The following is a 15,731-nucleotide window of genomic DNA, read 5'->3' as shown; positions in this document are numbered from 1 at the left end:
TACATAAAGCCGCAACAACAGGCGGTTCGCGCCGTCAGCCGCCCTCGGGTGTGGTGTCCAGTACGTACAGCTCCGGCAGGTTGACGACGATGGCCTCCTGGGTGCTGCGCGCGATCACCACGACCGCCTCGTCGTCCGGGCTGGGGTTCTCCTCGCGGTGCGGGACGTACGGCGGCACGAAGATGTAGTCGCCGGGCGAGGTGCGGATACGGACCTCCTCGGGCGTGCCGCCGGAGTCGTCCAGGAACACGAACTCCGGGTGCCCCTTGACCACATGGATCGCCGTCTCGGAGGCCCCGTGGTGGTGGTTGGAGGACGCGGTGTCGGGGGCGACGTGGGTCTGGCCCATCCAGATGCGCTCCGAGCCGACGCTGCCCCCGCTGATCGCCGCGAACCGCCGCATCCCGCCGCTCTGGGCGGTGTCGCCGTCGAGGTCGTCGGCGCGGATGTGGTGCAGCCGCGCACGCAGTGGCAGCGCGCTGTCACCGGCGTCGTGGCCGGGGCGATCGGGGAGATCGGGGTGGAAGCCATCCTGCCGGGGCTCGGTGTCGGGCTCCTCGGCGGGGGTGCTGCCGGACCGGGGCGAAGCGGGGGAGGGAGGCATGGGCGCCGACCGTAGAGAGCCGGGCCAATGGATGTCAAGATGTGTCCATTGCCGCCGAGCTGGCATTTCCCCGGTGCGCACCCGGCGGCGGCCCCGATGGAATTCCCTGGAGAGACGGTGCCCATGCAGATCTCGGCGAAGGCGGACTACGCGGTGCGGGCGCTCCTCGAACTCGCCGCCGACAGCGAGCGGCCCCTGACCTGTGAGGGCATAGCCTCCGCGCAGGACATCCCGTTCCGCTTCCTGAAGTCGGTCTTCCAGGACATGCGGAAGGCGGGCCTCGTCCGCAGCCAGCGCGGTTGTGAGGGCGGCTACTGGCTGGGCCGCGACGCCGACCTGATCAGCGTCGCCGAGGTGATGGCGGCCGTCGACGGTGAGTTCTTCACCCTGCGCGGCCTGCGACCGGATGTGCTGGCCTACCCGGGGGTCGCCGGGGGCCTCCCGGAGCTGTGGCGTTCCGTCGAGGCCGCCGCGTACGACGTCCTCGCGAGGACGACCCTCGCCGCACTCGCGCGGCGGGACACCGTGGCGCGCCCCTCCTCCCCGGCGGTGACGGCATGACGTGGGTGCGTGCGGACAGCGGCGGTCAGGTCCGGCGGGAGGACACCGCGCCCCTCCTGCGGATCACCGAGTTCACCGACGCGGCCTGCCCGTGGGCCTGGGGCGCGGAGCCCGCGTTCCGGCTGCTGCGGCAGACGCTCGGGCCGTGTGCCGCCTGGCGGCGGGTGTTCGGCATCCTCTTCGACGAGGACGACGACCCGGCGCCCGACCCCGATGCCGAGGCGCGCTGGTACGAGCGGTTCATCGGCGACGTCACCGCCCACACGGGCGCCCCGTACGCGCCCCGGCTGCACTGGCTGACCCGCAGCAGCCGGCCCGCCTCCCTCGCTGCCAAGGCGTCGGAGGCCCAGGGCCCGGAGGTCGCGCAGCGGGTGGTGCGCCGCCTGCGGGAGACCACTTTCGTGCTGGGCACGCCCGCCGACAGCGAGGACGGCATCCGCGAGGCGGTGCGTGGCGTCCCCGGCCTGGATGTGGGGCGGTTGCTGACGGACCTCGGGTCCTCACAGGTCCGGGACGCGGTCCGCGAGGACTGAGAAGAGACCCGGCGGCCGATCCCCGAGGTGATCGGCCTGGACGCCGCCCCGGGCCCGCACGGAGGCCGCGCCAAGGAGATCGGCGAGCGGCGCCGCTACGCCCTGCCGACCCTGCTGCTGGACGGCCCGGGCGGCCGGGTGTGCGTGCCGGGCCGGCGCCCCTTCGACGTCTACCTCGACGCCGCGCGGGCCGCTGCCGGTGAGGTGGCGCTGCCCGATCCGGTGCGGCTGTCGGCACCAGTGGCAGCCACCCACCGGAATCCTGCCGCGCGGCACCCTCGTCGTCCTGCCCGGCCGCGGTGAACACGGCGGCACCTACCAGCGCTTCGGCCGACGCCTCGCGGCGGACGGCTACGTCGTACACGCCCTCGACACGGCCCCCGAACACACGGCACCCGAGGTGCTGACCCGGGCGGTGGCGGCCGCGGGTGAACACCCGGCCGCGCCGCTCGTCGTGATCGGCGGCGACACCGGCGCCCTCCAGGCCCTGCACGCGGCCGCCACCACCGATGCGCCGCTCGCGCCCGTCGGACTGATCCTCGCCGGAACTGCGCCGACGGCGGACAGCCCCGCGCCACCTACCCCTACCGACGAAGAACGTGGCTGGGAGGCCGAGTTGGCGGCGCGCACCGCCTGCCCGACCCACCGCAAGAAGCTCACCGACGACCGGGCATTCGCCCGCGGACGCCTCTTCGGCCCCGTACCGGCGCATCTGCTCCCCGACGCCCGGACCGACCTGCCCGCCCTGCCCGAGCCCGCTCCTCACCCTCGAAACCTTCGAAACCCTCGAAACCGGCCGAAGGGAAGCAGCATGACCGTCTCCACCGACCACCCCGCCACTGCCCTTACGGGAACCGACGGAACCGACGGAGCCGAGGAGGCCGACCGGGGCGAGATACTGCGCCGCACTCTGCGAAGGCACGCGGCTGGTGTCACGGTCGTCACCGTGCCGGGCCCCGCCGGGTTCACCGCGACCTCGTTCACCTCGGTCTCGCTGGACCCGCCCCTGGTCTCGTTCTACCTCGGCACCACCGCGTCGACCGCCGGCGCCGTCCAGCGCGCGGACCGCTTCGCCGTCCATGTGCTGGGCGCCGACAACACCGCGCTCGCCGGGCAGTTCGCCCGCAGTGGCATCGACCGCTTCTCGGGTGTCTCCTGGCAGGACGCGGGCGACGGACTCCCCGTGCTGGACGGCGTACCGGCCTGGCTCACCGCTCGGGTGACCCGGTGCGAACAGGTCGGTGACCACTTCCTCGTCATCGGCGAGGTCGAGTCCGGCGGAGGACCGGCCGAGGGCTCCGCCCTCGTCCACCACGACGGAGCGTTCGCCACGGCGGTCGGCCTCACGCTCCCGTCCGCCACCTGACGACAGCGGGGGCGCACCTCCTCAGACGCTTCGGACGCGGCGCACGAGTACGTACATCTCGCAGCCGAGGCAGTAGCCGAAGGCCGCGTTGAGAAAGGCCGCGGCCAGGGCGAGCGCGGTCGCGGTCATGCCCAGCCAGTCGACGCCGACGAGGTATCCGAGGGTGCCGACGAGGCCGAAGCCGAAGCCGACGCCCTGGGCGAAGCGGGGTGGCCGGGCGTCCTCCAGCTCACCCGGCGCGGAGAGCCTGGGCCGGAGGGCGACTCGGTAGAGCCAGCCGTACGGGGAGTAGCGCAAGCCCGCGAACGCACCGAGCGCGAAGACGGCGGTTTGCACGGCGAGCAGGACACCGTTGCCGGTGATCAGTACGGCGCACAGGACGAGGGTGGTGAGCGCGGCGGCGAACCGGGGGCCGCGCGGGTCGATCTGCATGGGGAGAGACTCCGGGAGGGGGAGGGCGGTGAGCGGACCGGTGCGGGTGTCAGCGACAGCCGGTGGTCGTGGCCCGGCAGAGGTCGACCACACGGCGGGTGGTCAGCCACAGCGGGAAAGCGGAGTCCATGGCCGTCATGGTAGTGGCCGGGGTGGCGCGGAAGGACGGGGCGGGTGCACATTGGTGGCATGATCGGGTTGGTGGTGTGCGCCGCGGTGCTCATTGTGGCGACCGTCTTCGGGACGGTGCGTGCCGCGCGCGACGGGAAACTCCGGGCGCGGCCGCGTGGTGGCGCGGCGCGTCTGTCGGCGGTGGAGCTCGGGTCCGAGCTGGGGGAGCGGACGACACTGGTCCAGTTCTCCACCGCCTTCTGCGGGCCGTGTCGGCCGACGCGGCAGTTGCTCGCGGACATCGCCGGGACGGTGCCGGGCGCGGCACATGTCGAGATCGACGCGGACGACCGGCTGGAGCTGGTCAGGCGCCTGGGCATCCTGCGGACACCGACCGTGCTGGTGCTCGACCGGACCGGCCGGGTCGTCGGCAGGGCGTCCGGACAGCCCCGGCGCGCGGAACTGATGGCAGCCATCGGCAAGGCGACGGACGCCTGATCGAGACGGAGCGCGCCGCCACGTTCGGCCCCCTGGACCCGGCCACGTCCGTCGATCGAATGTCACATGTACGTCACACGGCGATCGGAGCATCAACGCGCTGGCTGACACCCGCATCTCACTGGGCGTCAGCAACAGAAAGAGAGCTCATCAATGCGTCAGAAGCGCTCACGCCTGATCGCCGCGCCGCTCGCAGCCGTCGCCCTGACCCTGACGGCCGTCGGTTACCAGGCCGGGGCGGCCGAGCCGTCGGCCTCGGGGGGTACGTTCCGCTCCGACCGCGCCACCGACGCGTCGGCCCCCTGTCTGGCCGACGCGACCACGCTGATCGGCGATCTCGACGGTGACACCCACCCCGACAAGATCACCAACCCCGGGCACACCGGCACCGAGATGACGGTCCAGTGGGGCGCCGCGAACGGCTCGTTCGGGAAGAAGCTCCTGGTCAAGGACCTTCTCGGTGCGAAGAAGGGCGAGGTCGCGACCGCCGCGGTCGCCGATTTCCAAAACGACGGCACGCTGGACATGGTCGTCAACATCGTCAAGCCCTCCGGCGGGGACGATCCTTCGACGGCACGTGTCGCGGAACACCGCCCCGGCCCGCTCAACCGGACGAACCTGCGGTCCGCCGACGCCCGGCACTCCGACATCGGCGACCGTGGCGAGGCCAAGCAGCTCGCCATCGCCCACTACAACGACGACGCGTACCCGGACCTCGCGATCCTCAACAACGGCGGGGACGGGCAGATGGACCGGGACGTGCGCCTGTCGAAGCCGGGCGGTGGCCTGGCGGACTTCGACTACGACGCGTTCCAGAAGTACGGCGAAGCCGGTTCGTGGGCCGAGCCCCCGGCCATGCCCGGCGACGGCTGGAAGCAGTTCTACAAGCCCTGCTCCTGACACCACCACCGGGCGCCGGTGGCAGGCCTTCAGCCCGCCACCGGCGCCCGGTGTTCGCCCCGCCCCCGCGTCATGCGGTGGGCAAGGGGGCGTCGGGGGAGACCAGCCCGGCGTCGCGGAGCTCGGTCCAGAAGGCCGTGGGCACGGTTTCGCCGAGGGCCGCGACGTCCTGGGCGACGCGGTCGGGCCGGGTCGCGCCCGGGATCACGGCGGCGGTCGCCGGGTGCGCGAGGGCGAACTGCAGGGCAGCCGACTTGACGCTGATGCCGTGCCGGCCGGCGAGTTCCCTGATGCGCGTGACCTTCTCGACGATGTGCGCCGGTGCGGCCTGGTACTCGAAGTGGGCGCCGCCCGCGAGGATGCCGGAACTGTACGGGCCGCCGACGACGAGGTCGACGCCCTGGTCGGCCGAGGCGGGGAGCAGGCGCCGCAGGGCCCGGTCGTGGTCCAGCAGCGTGTAACGCCCGGCGAGGAGGAAGGCGTCCGGCTTCGGCTCGTCCAGGTCGAGCGTGAGCTCCAGGGGCTCGACGCGGTTGACGCCGAGTCCCCACGCCTTGATCACGCCCTGGTCGCGAAGCTGCTGCAGAACGCGGAACGCGCCGGTGCGGGCGCTCTCGTAGACGGCGAGCCATTCGTCGCCGTGGAAGTCCTGCGCCACGTCGTGGACCCAGACGATGTCGAGCCGGTCCGTGCGCAGACGCCGCAGGCTGTCCTCGATCGACCGCCAGGTGGCGTCGGCCGTCCACTCGTGCAGGATCTTGTTGGGGCGGCCGTGTGCGAAGAGGCCGCCCTTCTCGCCGAAGTCACGGGTGGCGGGGTCTTCCACCTCGTCGAGGATGACGCGACCGACCTTCGTGCTGAGCACGTACTCGTCGCGGGGGCGCCCGGCGAGCGCGTCGCCGAGGCGTATCTCCGACAGGCCCGCGCCGTAGAACGGGGCGGTGTCGAAGTAGCGGATGCCGTGATCCCAGGCGGCCTCGACGGTCGCGGCGGCCTCCTCGGCGGGGACGTCGCGGAACATGCTGCCCAGCGGGGCGGTGCCCAGGCCGAGGCGGCCCGGGAGCAGGGACGTGATGGTCATGAAGTGCCCTTGCGGAGAGGGGAGATGACGAACCCATGGCATGCGGCCGGTCCGTCGTGCTTGCGTCTCCGACACTAGGATCGCCACTTCAGACTGTCCAAGACTCTCTTGGCCATACTTGAGTCCCCCGAGGTCCTACATGCTTGACCTGCGTCAACTGCGCTACTTCATCGCCGTCGCCGAGACCGAACACGTCGGCCGCGCCGCCGAGCGACTCCATATATCGCAGTCCCCCCTCAGTCGGCAGATCGCCCAGCTGGAGAAGAACCTCGGCCTCACCCTGTTCGAGCGAGGCCGCCAGCGCATCCGGCTCACCCGCGACGGCGCGGTGTTCCTCGGTGAGGCCCGGGCGCTGCTGCGCCATGCCGAACGTCTGGAGAGCCTGGGCCGTCGGCTGGGCCGGGGTGAAGAGGGCGGACTGTGCATCGGCTACGTCACCGACGCCATGCACACGGGTGTGCTGCCGGGCGCGCTGCGCCGAGTGCGGGAGGGGAACCCCGACATCCATGTCGCCCTGTACAGCATGTCCGCGGCCGAGCAGTTCGAGGGACTGCGACGGCGCAGCCTCGACATCGCCCTGACGCGGGAAGCGCCGGACAGCGACGACCCCGCGCTGCGGGCCGCGCCGCTGCTGGAAGACCCGTTGCTGCTCGTCCTCCCGGCGGACCACCCGCTGGCCGCTCGTGAGACGGTCACGGCGCGAGACCTGGACGGTCAGCCGTGGATCGCGGTCGAAGAGGCGGGCGACCCGGCATGGCGGGACACGTTCATCGCCGCGTGCGCCGCCTCGGGCTTCACACCTGACATCCGGCTCGACGCCGCGGAACCGCTGACGGCCCTCGGCCTGGTGGCCTCCGGTCTGGGGCTGGCACTGGTGCAGCGGAGCATGGTGCGCGGCGCGACGGACGCCGTGGCGGTGCGCGCGCTGCCCTGGCATGAGGCGTCCGTTCAGCTGTGGGCGGTCTGGCACCACACCGATCTGCGCCCGATCGTCGCCTCGTTCCGCGAGACGGTGCTGTCGGTCGGGCGGGATGTGCGTGAGGCGCCGCTGACCGGCGCCCTCTCAGCCGGGATATGAGCCTCGGGCGCCGGTCGGTATGAGCTGGAGGCTGCTCTTCAGCTTTCGGTGATCAGGGTGTAGCGGACGGTCTGGGCCTGAATGAGGCCGTCACGGAAGACGAATGTGTCGACCCCGTCCTTCACACGCGCATGGGCGCCGGTGGCTGACCATTCGAGGAAGAGAACGTCGCCCACGAACTGAGGGGTCAAGTCCCAGCTGGCGTCCGGGAGATCGCCGAGCAAGGCGGCGATGCCCTGCTTTACTCCTTCGCGCCCTCGGAGAACACCTGAAGAGGTAACGAATACCGCGTCCTCTGCGTAGTTGGCGCTGATCTTGTCCAAGTCTCCCGAGCCGAGCGCTTGACCATGCTCGTGGAAGATCTGTTCGGGCGTCCGGGTCATCGCGGTAACCAATCCGTTCTGTATCTGTAGGTGTGCGGTGTCGGCTCCCGTCGGAACGCGGGAGCAGTATGGGAGGAAGGCGGCGGCGAGGCGGTGAGGCACCTGCTTCCTGGCCTCAGCCGGACGCCTCCAGCGCCGACGCCTCCAGGGTCGCCACGGTCGTGACCAGGGTGGCGAGTCTCGGGTCCCGCCCGGCCAGTCGAGCGCTTCGCGCAGGGCCTCTCCGTACGTCGGCCGGGCCTGGCCGAGCAGTCGCAGTCCGGCTCGGTGACGTGGGTGTAGATCCCGCGGCGTCCGGCGTAGCCATGGGTGCCTCCTGGCGGGGTGCGGGGCCCGTGGAGAGCCCGCGATGGAGTGATACACAGCACGAGCAATATAGCGCGCTTGCAATTAGTGCGTCTGCAAGTATTGTGGATGCCCGTACAGGGCGACCGCAATCACTTGGAGTGAACTTTCATGCCCATCGCGCTGCTGGCCCTCGCCATCGGGGCCTTCGGGATCGGAACCACCGAGTTCGTGATCATGGGGCTGCTGCCCGAGGTCGCCGGGGACTTCGGCGTTTCCATCCCCACCGCCGGGTTCCTGGTGACCGGTTACGCGCTCGGCGTCATGGCCGGTGCGCCGCTGATGACCGCGCTCGGTACGAAGATCTCCCGCAAGCACATGCTCATGCTGCTGATGGCGCTGTTCGTCGCGGGCAACCTGCTCTCGGCGCTCGCCCCCGTCTTCGGCGTCATGGCCGCGGGACGGATCGTCGCCTCCTTCGCGCACGGCGCGTTCTTCGGCATCGGATCGGTTGTCGCGGCGGACCTCGTCGCGCCCGAGAAGAAGGCGGGCGCCATCTCGATGATGTTCACCGGCCTGACCGTCGCCAACGTCGTCGGCGTGCCGCTGGGCACCTCGATCGGCCAGTCGCTGGGGTGGCGGACCACCTTCTTCCTCGTCGCGGCACTCGGTGTGGTGGGCCTGGCGGGTATCGCCCGGCTCGTTCCCGACATCCCCAAGCCGGAGGGCGTGCGCCTGATCCATGAGCTGGCCGCGTTCCGCAACGCACAGGTACTGCTGGCCATGGCGATGACCGTGCTCGGCTTCGGCGGTGTCTTCGCCGCTATCACCTACATCGCGCCCATGATGACCGAGGTCACCGGCTACGCCGACTCCTCCGTCACCTGGCTGCTGGTCCTCTTCGGCCTCGGCATGGTCGGCGGCAACCTGGTCGGCGGCAAGTTCGCCGACCGTGCCCTGATGCCGCTGCTGTACGTGTCACTGGGCGCCCTCGCGCTGGTCCTGGCCCTGTTCACGTTCGCCGCCCACAACAAGATCGCGGCTGCCGTCGCCATCGCCCTGGTCGGTGCGCTGGGCTTCGCGACCGTTCCCCCGCTGCAGAAGCGGGTGCTGGACCACGCGTCCGGCGCCCCCACCCTCGCCTCCGCCGTCAACATCGGCGCCTTCAACCTGGGCAACGCGCTCTCGGCCTGGCTCGGCGGCCTGGTGATCTCGGCCGGGCTCGGCTACACCGCCCCCAACTGGGTCGGCGCCATCCTCGCCGCCTCCGCCCTGGTCCTGGCCGTCCTCTCCGCCGCCCTGGAGCGCCGCGACGCCCGCCACAGCACCCACGCCGACGCCACCCCCGAACCGGCCCGCGTGGCCACCGCCCGCCACTGAACGACCCCACACCGAACAGCACCACCACCATCAAGGAGTTCCACCCGCCATGAGCACCCCCGAGACCACCACCGCCGCCCCGCTGACCACCCAGGACGCCGAGGCCCTCCTCCAAGCCGCCCGCTCCGCCGCCGAGGCGGCCGGAGTGAGGACCGCGATCAGCGTCGTCGACGCCGGTGGCCACCTCCTGGCCTTCCGGCGCGATGACCGGGCCGTACTGATCGCGGGGGAGACCAGCACCCGTAAGGCGTTCACCGCGCTCCAGCTGAACGCCCCCACCGCGGACCTGGTCGACGCGGTCCAGCCCGGCGGCCCCTTCCACACCCTGCCCACCGCCCTCGACCGCCCGCTGCTGTTCCTCGCCGGTGGCGTCCCGGTCCACCGCGACGGCCGGCTGATCGGCGCGGTCGGCGTGGGCGGCGGCGCTCCCGAGCAGGACCACGAGTTCGCCACCACCGCGATCGCGACGCTCGGCTGACCCCACCCCGCACCACAGAACACACACCCGCAGGCACCAGCGAACCACCGAAGGACATCATGACCTCCGTACCCCACGTCACCCTCCACAACGGCGTCGAGATCCCGCAGTTGGGCTTCGGCGTCTTCCAGGTGGACGACGAGCAGACCACCGGCGCGGTGCTCTCCGCCCTGGAGGCCGGATACCGCAGCATCGACACCGCGGCCATCTACGGCAACGAGGCGGGCGTCGGCCGCGCCCTCGCCACCTCCGGCGTCCCCCGCGAGGAGCTGTTCCTCACCACCAAGCTGTGGAACGCCGACCAGGGTTACGACTCCACCCTCGCCGCCTTCGACACCAGCCTGGCCAAGCTGGGCACCGACTACGCGGACCTCTACCTCATCCACTGGCCCACCCCCGCCCGCGACCGCTACCTGGAAACCTGGCGCGCCCTGGAGAAGCTGCTCGCCGACGGCCGCACCCGCGCCATCGGCGTCTCCAACTTCCAGCCCGACCACCTGCGGCGGCTGCTCGACCACAGTGGCGTGGTCCCGGTCGTCAACCAGGTCGAGCTGCACCCCTACCTCCAGCAGGGCGAGCTGCGGGCCTTCCACTCCGATCACCGGATCGCCACCGAGGCGTGGAGCCCGCTGGCCCAGGGCGCCCTTCTCCAGGACCCCGCCCTCACCGCGCTGGCACAGCGGCACGGCAAGACGCCCGCCCAGGTGGTCCTGCGCTGGCACCTGCAGCTGGGAAACATCGTGATCCCCAAGTCCGTGACCCCCGCCCGCATCCGGGAGAACATCGACGTCTTCGACTTCACCCTCACCGGTGAGGACATCGAGACGATCACCGCCCTCGACCGCGGCGGACGCACCGGACCCGACCCCGACACCCTCAACTGACGCCGGTCCCGCTCCAGCTGTACACCTGGAGCGGCTCTGCCCGGGCCGGTTCGGGGGCGCGGTGGGCGCGGCGGTAGGCCAGCGGGGACAGGCCGAGGTGGGTGTGGAAGTGCTTGCGCAGCGCGACGGCGTCCCCGAAGCCGCAGGCGGTGGCGATGCGCGCGACGGTCAGGTCGCTGGACTCCAGCAGGCGGCGCGCCTGGGTCAGTCGGCTTCGCAGCAGCCATTGGAGGGGGCTCGTGCCCACCTCGGCGCGGAACCGCCGGGTGAACGTGCGCTCGCTCATGTGGGCGTGGCGGGCCATGACCCGCAGCGTGACCGGTTCGGCCAGCCTGTCCAGTGCCCACTGGCGGGTGGCCGAGGTGGAACGGTCGGCATCCTTGGGCACCGGGTGCTCGATGAACTGCGCCTGTCCGCCCTCGCGCCACGGAGCCACCACGCACCGTCGCGCCGCGGAGGTGGCCACGGTCGCGCCGTGGTCCCTGCGGACCAGGTGGAGGAACAGGTCGATACCGGCCGCCCCGCCGGCCGCCGTCAGGATGCGCCCGTTGTCGACGAACAGCACGTCCGGATCGACCTCGACGCCGGGGAACCTCCGGGTGAACTGGTCGCACAGCGCCCAGTGGGTGGTGGCCCGCAGCCCGTCCAGCAGCCCGGCCGCCGCGAGCAGGAAGGCCGATGTGCACAGGCTGACGATGCGGGTCTCGGGCCCGATCCGGGTGAAGGCCGCGGCGAGCCGGGCGGGCAGCTCGCCGGTGGCCAGCAGATGTTCGTCGGGCTCCTGGGTGGCGATCACCACGGTGTCCGCGCCCTCCAGGAGTGACTCGTCGTCGTCGACGACGATCCGGAAGCCCGCGTTCGTGTGGACCGGTTGGCCGCCGAGCGAGCAGGTCGTCACGGAATAGAGCCGTGCCCCGGCCGGGTCGAGGGCCTCGTTGAGCACCCGGGCCGCGATGCCCAGGTCCATCGGCATGACCCCGTCGAGGGCGAGAACGGCAACACGATGTGGCATGGCCGGAATGGTATGACAGGTGGCTGTCCGGCCACTCACGGTGTCTCCGAGCGTAAGCGAGGCTGAGACGTGCCGGGGCTCCGGGCCCGGACTACACGCGAAGAAGAACACGCGAAGCGGATATGAGCGAGGAAAGTATGAGCGACCAGACCATGCGCGCCGTCACCGTCAAGGAGTTCGGTGGACCGGAGGTGCTGACCGCTGCCCGCGTCGCGCGCCCGCAGCCGCTGCCGACCGAGGTGCTGGTGCGCGTGCACGCGGCCGGGATCAACCCGGTGGACTGGAAGACCCGTGCGGGCCACGGTATGGCCGGGCTGCAGACGCTGCCGCTGATCCTCGGCTGGGACGTCTCCGGCGTCGTCGAGGAGGCCGGCTTCGGTGTCACCACGCTCGCACCCGGCGACGAGGTCTACGCCATGCCGTGGTTCCCGCGCCCGGCAGGCGGGTACGCCGAGTTCGTCACGGCACCGTCCCGCCAGTTCGCCCGCAAACCGGCCTCCCTCTCGCACGTCGAGGCCGCGGCTCTGCCGCTCGCGGCGCTCACCGCCTGGCAGGCCCTGGTCGACACCGCGCGCGTCACCCGCGGGCAGCGGGTGCTGGTGCACGCCGGGGCCGGTGGCGTGGGGCACTTGGCGGTGCAGTTCGCCAAGCACCTCGGCGCCGAGGTGATCGCGACCGCCCGCGAGCCCCGGCACGCCTGGCTCAAGGAACTGGGCGCGGACGAGACGATCGACTACACCCGGCAGCGGTTCGAGGAGGCCACCGGCGAGGTCGACGTCGTCATCGACCTGATCGGCACCGCGGACGACACCGACGCGCGATCGGTGTCGGTGACCCGGCGAGGCGGCCTCATCATCTCCATCCCGGGCGGTGTCTCGGACACCCTGGCCGCCGCTGCCGGACAGGCGGGGGTGCGCACCAGCCCGCTCCTGGTCGAGCCGGACGCCGCCGCGCTGACCGCCATCGCCGGTCTGGTCGACTCCGGCGCGGTCCGCGTCGAGGTCGAACGCACCTTTGCCCTGGAGCAGGCCGCCGAGGCGCACCGGCTGGGCGAGACCAACCGCACCCGCGGCAAGCTCGTGCTGGAGGTGGCGCGGTAACGCCGACGACCACGGCGCCCCTCCAGCCATCGAGCCCGGGCCAGGGCCTGGCCCGGCCCGTCTAGACGAGAACAGGCAGCGCCGCCAGGCCGTGCACCAGGCGGGTCGGACGCCAGGCCAACTGCTCCTGAGGTACCGCCAGGCGGAGGGCCGGGAAGCGGGTCAGGACTTTCCGCAGGGCGATCTCCGCCTCGGCCCTGGCCAGCGGGGCGCCGACACACCGGTGGATGCCGTAGCCGAAGCCGAGGTGGCCGGTGGCGTCCCGGCTGAGGTCGAGCTGATCCGGTTCGGGGAACCGGGCCGGATCGCGGTTGGCCGCCCCGATGGCCACCTGCACCGGAGTGTCGGCGGGGATCTCGGTGCCGCCGAGTGTCATGGCCTCCGTGGTGTACCGGAACGTGGCCGTGCTGACGGGGGAGCCGTGACGGAGCAACTCGTCCAGCGCGCCCGGTACGAGGTCCGGCGCATCGCGCAACCGTGCCAGCTCGCTGGGGTGTCGCAGGAGCGCCAGGAGCGCGTTGCCGATGAAGTGGGTGGTGGTTTCGTGCCCGGCGACGAGGAGGAGAACGGCGAGGGACACCAACTCCTCCTCGCCGAGCCGGTCCTCGCCGTCACGGACCCGGATGAAGTGGTCCAGTAGCGAGTCGCCCGGCCGGTCGCGCCTTTCGGCGATCAGGCCCGTCATGTACTCGGCCATCGCGTACGAGGCGGCGTCGCTCCGCCCGGACTGCCCTGCCGCGAACAGATCGGCGGACCAGCGCTGGACGTCCGGCCGGTCCTCTTCGGGCACTCCGAGCAACTCGCAGATCACGGTGACCGGAAGAGGCATGGCCAGGTCGGCGACGACGTCGACCCGGCCATGCGCGGGCCATTCGTCCAGCAGGGCATCGGTGACCTGCTCCATGAACGGACGCAGCGCGGCGACGGCCCCGGTGGTGAACGCCTTGGTCACCAGCTTGCGCAGCCGGGTGTGGCGCGGAGGGTCGCTCGACAGCATGGTCCGCGTCAGGGCGGGGTGCAGCCGGCGCCCGGAGTCCTTGTCGGCGAAGTAGGCGGCGGTGTCCTTCGACAGGCGCCGGTCACCGAGTGCCTGCCGCGCTTCCGCGTATCCGGTGACGAGGTAGACGGGACAGGCGAGGTCGCCGGGGTACCCGGACGGTCCGCTCCGTAAGGGCCGGACAGGGCATACGGGCTGCTCGGCGCCGCCACGGGCCTGCGGCATCTCATGATCCTGCGGGGAATCCTTCACGCTCTCGGGCTCCAATCCGTTCGGAGTCGGCCGGACACCGGCCGCTGCCAGGAGGGCCAAAGATGCCATCCCATGTGACCTCTCGGGCCGAGGTCGCCCGGCGTTGAAGACAATCGGGTGCGGCGCTCCTAGCGTCAATCTCATGACGGACAACGTCGACTTCATAGCGGACATCGATGTACCTCAGGTCGCTGATGCCGAAGTAGCCGCTTTGGTGCGGGCCGAGGTGGAGTACAGATGGCCGAACGGTGTCTCGGGCCTCGACGAAGTGGTGCGTTATGGACTGGTGCCCTTCGGTAAGATGATGGGCCCCTGGCTGGTGATCCGGTCCTGCCTCGCGGTAGGGGGTGACCTGGCGGCGGTACTTCCCGCCGCGGTGGCCCTGGAATGCGTGCAGGTCGGCGCCATGATGCATGACGACATCATCGACCGGGACGGCGAGCGGCGAAGCAAAACGGCCGCACACACGGTGTTCGGCGAATCAACGGCCATCGTGGGCGGGGACGGGCTGTTCTTCCACGGCTTCGCCGCGCTCTCCGAGTGCCAGGAAGCCGGAGCACCCGCCCCACGGGTCGCACAAGCACTGGCAGTCCTGTCCCGGGCCGGTCTGCGCATCGGAAGCGCGGCCCTTCAGGAAATCCGGATGAGTCGCAGTGTCTGTTCCGTCGAGACCTACCTCGACATGATCAGGGACAAGAGCGGCGCCCTGCTGTGGATGGCATGCGGTGTGGGTGCCACGCTCGGCGGGGCGGATGACACCGCCATCACCGCACTCAGCCAGTACAGCGACCAGCTGGGCATCGCGTACCAGATTCGCGATGACCTGATGGCCTACGACGGAACCCGGGCGGGCAAGCCGAACGTCTCCGATGTGCGGAACGGCCGGCCCACCCTGCCCGTGCTGCTCGCGCACGAGCGCGCGCCCCGCGAGCAGCAACGGCGGATCGAGCGCCTGCTCGCCGACACCACGGCGTCGGGCGAAGAGCGTCACGAGGCCATGTCGCAGCTCGTCCACGACTTCGACGGCGTGCAGGCGGCACGAGATGTGTCGCATCGCCACGTGAGGACGGCCGCGGCCGCGGTGGAGAGCCTCCCACCCACCGAACACCGGAACGCGCTCGCGGAACTCACCGTGCCCGGCCGCCTGGTGTAGCGCGAACTCACCCGAGGAGGTGGCCCACATGACCGGCATGACCTATGCGACATATCTGCACCTCGATGAACTGCTGTCGCTGCAGCATCCGCTCACGCCGGTGAAGCTGCAGGACGAGTACGACAACGAGCGGCTCTTCATCGTCGTGCACCAGTCGTCCGAGACACTGCTCAGCCAAGCCCTCGTCGACCTGCGCCACATCTGGGCGGACCAGTGCGGACAGCGGTGTTTCGCTCACCGGGCGGAACGGGTGACACGGCTGATCGACGCCCTGGAAGGGCAGTTGACGTTACTGCGCCACACGCTGAAGCCGGAGGACTTCATGCGGTTCCGGGACCGGATCGGAACGGCGAGTGGCCTGCAGTCCGAACAGTTCCACGAGCTGTTCGCACTCACCGAGTGCCTGATGCCGGGAGGCACCGGACACCTTCTCCCGCTGGAACCCCGGCAACGTGACGGGCTGGGCGCAGCCGTGCGGCGATGGCGCCGCACGCACCTGGAACTCGTCGAGCACATGATCGGCGACCTGCCGGGCACGGCGGAGACCTCCGGTATCCGCTACCTGGCAAGCCGGTTGAACGGAGCGTCGCAGGCCGAGCACGGTGGCTGTGTGGTCGCCGCGGGGAAGCGGGCGCATTCGTGA

Annotated in this window: 18 protein-coding genes and 1 pseudogene; 13 read left to right on the top strand and 6 right to left on the bottom strand. The window is 71.2% G+C overall.

The genetic code is table 11. The features are described 5' to 3' along the window. Positions 1-34: 34 nt before the first annotated feature. Positions 35-604: a cupin domain-containing protein gene (locus ABZ370_RS38155; RefSeq protein WP_358631122.1), complete on the bottom strand. Its 570-nt coding sequence runs from the start codon at positions 602-604 to the stop codon at positions 35-37. Positions 605-727: 123 nt separating this feature from the next. Between ABZ370_RS38155 and ABZ370_RS38150 the strand changes: the two genes are divergently transcribed. The 4 genes from ABZ370_RS38150 to ABZ370_RS38135 are packed head-to-tail and all read left to right on the top strand — an operon-like array spanning position 728 to position 3,064. Continuing rightward, positions 728-1,165: an Rrf2 family transcriptional regulator gene (locus ABZ370_RS38150; RefSeq protein ID WP_358631175.1), complete on the top strand. Its 438-nt coding sequence runs from the start codon at positions 728-730 to the stop codon at positions 1,163-1,165. Beyond that, entirely contained in the window at positions 1,162-1,698 is a 537-nt protein-coding gene (locus ABZ370_RS38145; RefSeq protein ID WP_358631119.1) for a DsbA family protein, read from the top strand. Before ABZ370_RS38150 ends, ABZ370_RS38145 begins: the two co-directional genes overlap by 4 nt. A 27-nt stretch (positions 1,699-1,725) precedes the next feature. Beyond that, positions 1,726-2,001, top strand: a complete 276-nt coding sequence (locus ABZ370_RS38140) for a hypothetical protein (RefSeq protein WP_358631116.1) — start codon at positions 1,726-1,728, stop codon at positions 1,999-2,001. After that, positions 1,898-3,064: a flavin reductase gene (locus tag ABZ370_RS38135; protein WP_358631114.1), complete on the top strand. Its 1,167-nt coding sequence runs from the start codon at positions 1,898-1,900 to the stop codon at positions 3,062-3,064. Before ABZ370_RS38140 ends, ABZ370_RS38135 begins: the two co-directional genes overlap by 104 nt. A 21-nt stretch (positions 3,065-3,085) precedes the next feature. Here the strand turns inward: ABZ370_RS38135 and ABZ370_RS38130 are convergent, their stop codons facing one another. Beyond that, positions 3,086-3,496, bottom strand: a complete 411-nt coding sequence (locus ABZ370_RS38130; RefSeq protein ID WP_358631111.1) for a DUF4395 domain-containing protein — start codon at positions 3,494-3,496, stop codon at positions 3,086-3,088. Positions 3,497-3,685: 189 nt separating this feature from the next. On the opposite strand from ABZ370_RS38130, the gene ABZ370_RS38125 reads away from it, so the two are divergent. Together ABZ370_RS38125 and ABZ370_RS38120 are read left to right on the top strand one after the other, a co-directional pair. Next, positions 3,686-4,105, top strand: coding sequence for a thioredoxin family protein (locus tag ABZ370_RS38125; RefSeq protein ID WP_358631109.1), 420 nt, complete (start codon positions 3,686-3,688; stop codon positions 4,103-4,105). 153 nt (positions 4,106-4,258) lie between these two features. Then, on the top strand, positions 4,259-5,005 hold the full coding sequence (locus ABZ370_RS38120) for a VCBS repeat-containing protein (protein ID WP_358631106.1): 747 nt from the start codon (positions 4,259-4,261) through the stop codon (positions 5,003-5,005). A 70-nt stretch (positions 5,006-5,075) separates the two neighbouring features. Here ABZ370_RS38120 and ABZ370_RS38115 read toward each other — a convergent pair whose 3' ends face one another. Further along, positions 5,076-6,086: an aldo/keto reductase gene (locus ABZ370_RS38115; RefSeq protein WP_358631105.1), complete on the bottom strand. Its 1,011-nt coding sequence runs from the start codon at positions 6,084-6,086 to the stop codon at positions 5,076-5,078. 139 nt (positions 6,087-6,225) lie between these two features. Between ABZ370_RS38115 and ABZ370_RS38110 the strand changes: the two genes are divergently transcribed. Continuing rightward, positions 6,226-7,164, top strand: coding sequence for a LysR substrate-binding domain-containing protein (locus tag ABZ370_RS38110; RefSeq protein WP_358631102.1), 939 nt, complete (start codon positions 6,226-6,228; stop codon positions 7,162-7,164). 38 nt (positions 7,165-7,202) lie between these two features. Here ABZ370_RS38110 and ABZ370_RS38105 read toward each other — a convergent pair whose 3' ends face one another. Continuing rightward, positions 7,203-7,547, bottom strand: a complete 345-nt coding sequence (locus ABZ370_RS38105; protein ID WP_358631100.1) for a nuclear transport factor 2 family protein — start codon at positions 7,545-7,547, stop codon at positions 7,203-7,205. A 456-nt stretch (positions 7,548-8,003) separates the two neighbouring features. Between ABZ370_RS38105 and ABZ370_RS38100 the strand changes: the two genes are divergently transcribed. Genes ABZ370_RS38100 through ABZ370_RS38090 form a run of 3 tightly spaced genes read left to right on the top strand, consistent with a single transcriptional unit; the run spans position 8,004 to position 10,574 of the window. Beyond that, positions 8,004-9,212, top strand: coding sequence for an MFS transporter (locus tag ABZ370_RS38100; protein WP_358631097.1), 1,209 nt, complete (start codon positions 8,004-8,006; stop codon positions 9,210-9,212). Between the two features lie 49 nt (positions 9,213-9,261). Next, on the top strand, positions 9,262-9,690 hold the full coding sequence (locus ABZ370_RS38095; RefSeq protein WP_358631094.1) for a heme-binding protein: 429 nt from the start codon (positions 9,262-9,264) through the stop codon (positions 9,688-9,690). Between the two features lie 59 nt (positions 9,691-9,749). Next, the gene (locus ABZ370_RS38090) at positions 9,750-10,574 is read left to right on the top strand and encodes an aldo/keto reductase (protein WP_358631091.1); all 825 of its coding nucleotides are present in this window, start codon (positions 9,750-9,752) and stop codon (positions 10,572-10,574) included. Here the strand turns inward: ABZ370_RS38090 and ABZ370_RS38085 are convergent. After that, entirely contained in the window at positions 10,567-11,586 is a 1,020-nt protein-coding gene (locus tag ABZ370_RS38085; RefSeq protein WP_358631088.1) for a helix-turn-helix domain-containing protein, read from the bottom strand. The two genes, ABZ370_RS38090 and ABZ370_RS38085, sit on opposite strands and share 8 nt — an antisense overlap. A gap of 137 nt (positions 11,587-11,723) precedes the next feature. On the opposite strand from ABZ370_RS38085, the gene ABZ370_RS38080 reads away from it, so the two are divergent. Then, entirely contained in the window at positions 11,724-12,686 is a 963-nt protein-coding gene (locus ABZ370_RS38080) for an NADP-dependent oxidoreductase (protein WP_358631085.1), read from the top strand. Positions 12,687-12,747: 61 nt separating this feature from the next. Here ABZ370_RS38080 and ABZ370_RS38075 read toward each other — a convergent pair whose 3' ends face one another. Then, complete coding sequence (locus ABZ370_RS38075; RefSeq protein ID WP_358631082.1) at positions 12,748-13,908, bottom strand: cytochrome P450; 1,161 nt, start codon at positions 13,906-13,908, stop codon at positions 12,748-12,750. A gap of 169 nt (positions 13,909-14,077) precedes the next feature. Here ABZ370_RS38075 and ABZ370_RS38070 point away from each other — a divergent pair, with 169 nt between their 5' ends. Further along, a complete protein-coding gene (locus tag ABZ370_RS38070; RefSeq protein WP_358631080.1) occupies positions 14,078-15,088 on the top strand; it encodes a polyprenyl synthetase family protein in 1,011 nt (336 codons plus the stop codon). Between the two features lie 10 nt (positions 15,089-15,098). Further along, positions 15,099-15,731: pseudogene (locus ABZ370_RS38065) on the top strand (tryptophan 2,3-dioxygenase family protein); the annotation flags it as partial.

Origin of the sequence: Streptomyces sp. NPDC005962, assembly GCF_040629205.1 — a bacterium.
Lineage (GTDB): Bacteria > Actinomycetota > Actinomycetes > Streptomycetales > Streptomycetaceae > Streptomyces.
This window is presented reverse-complemented; position numbering and strand designations above follow the sequence as displayed.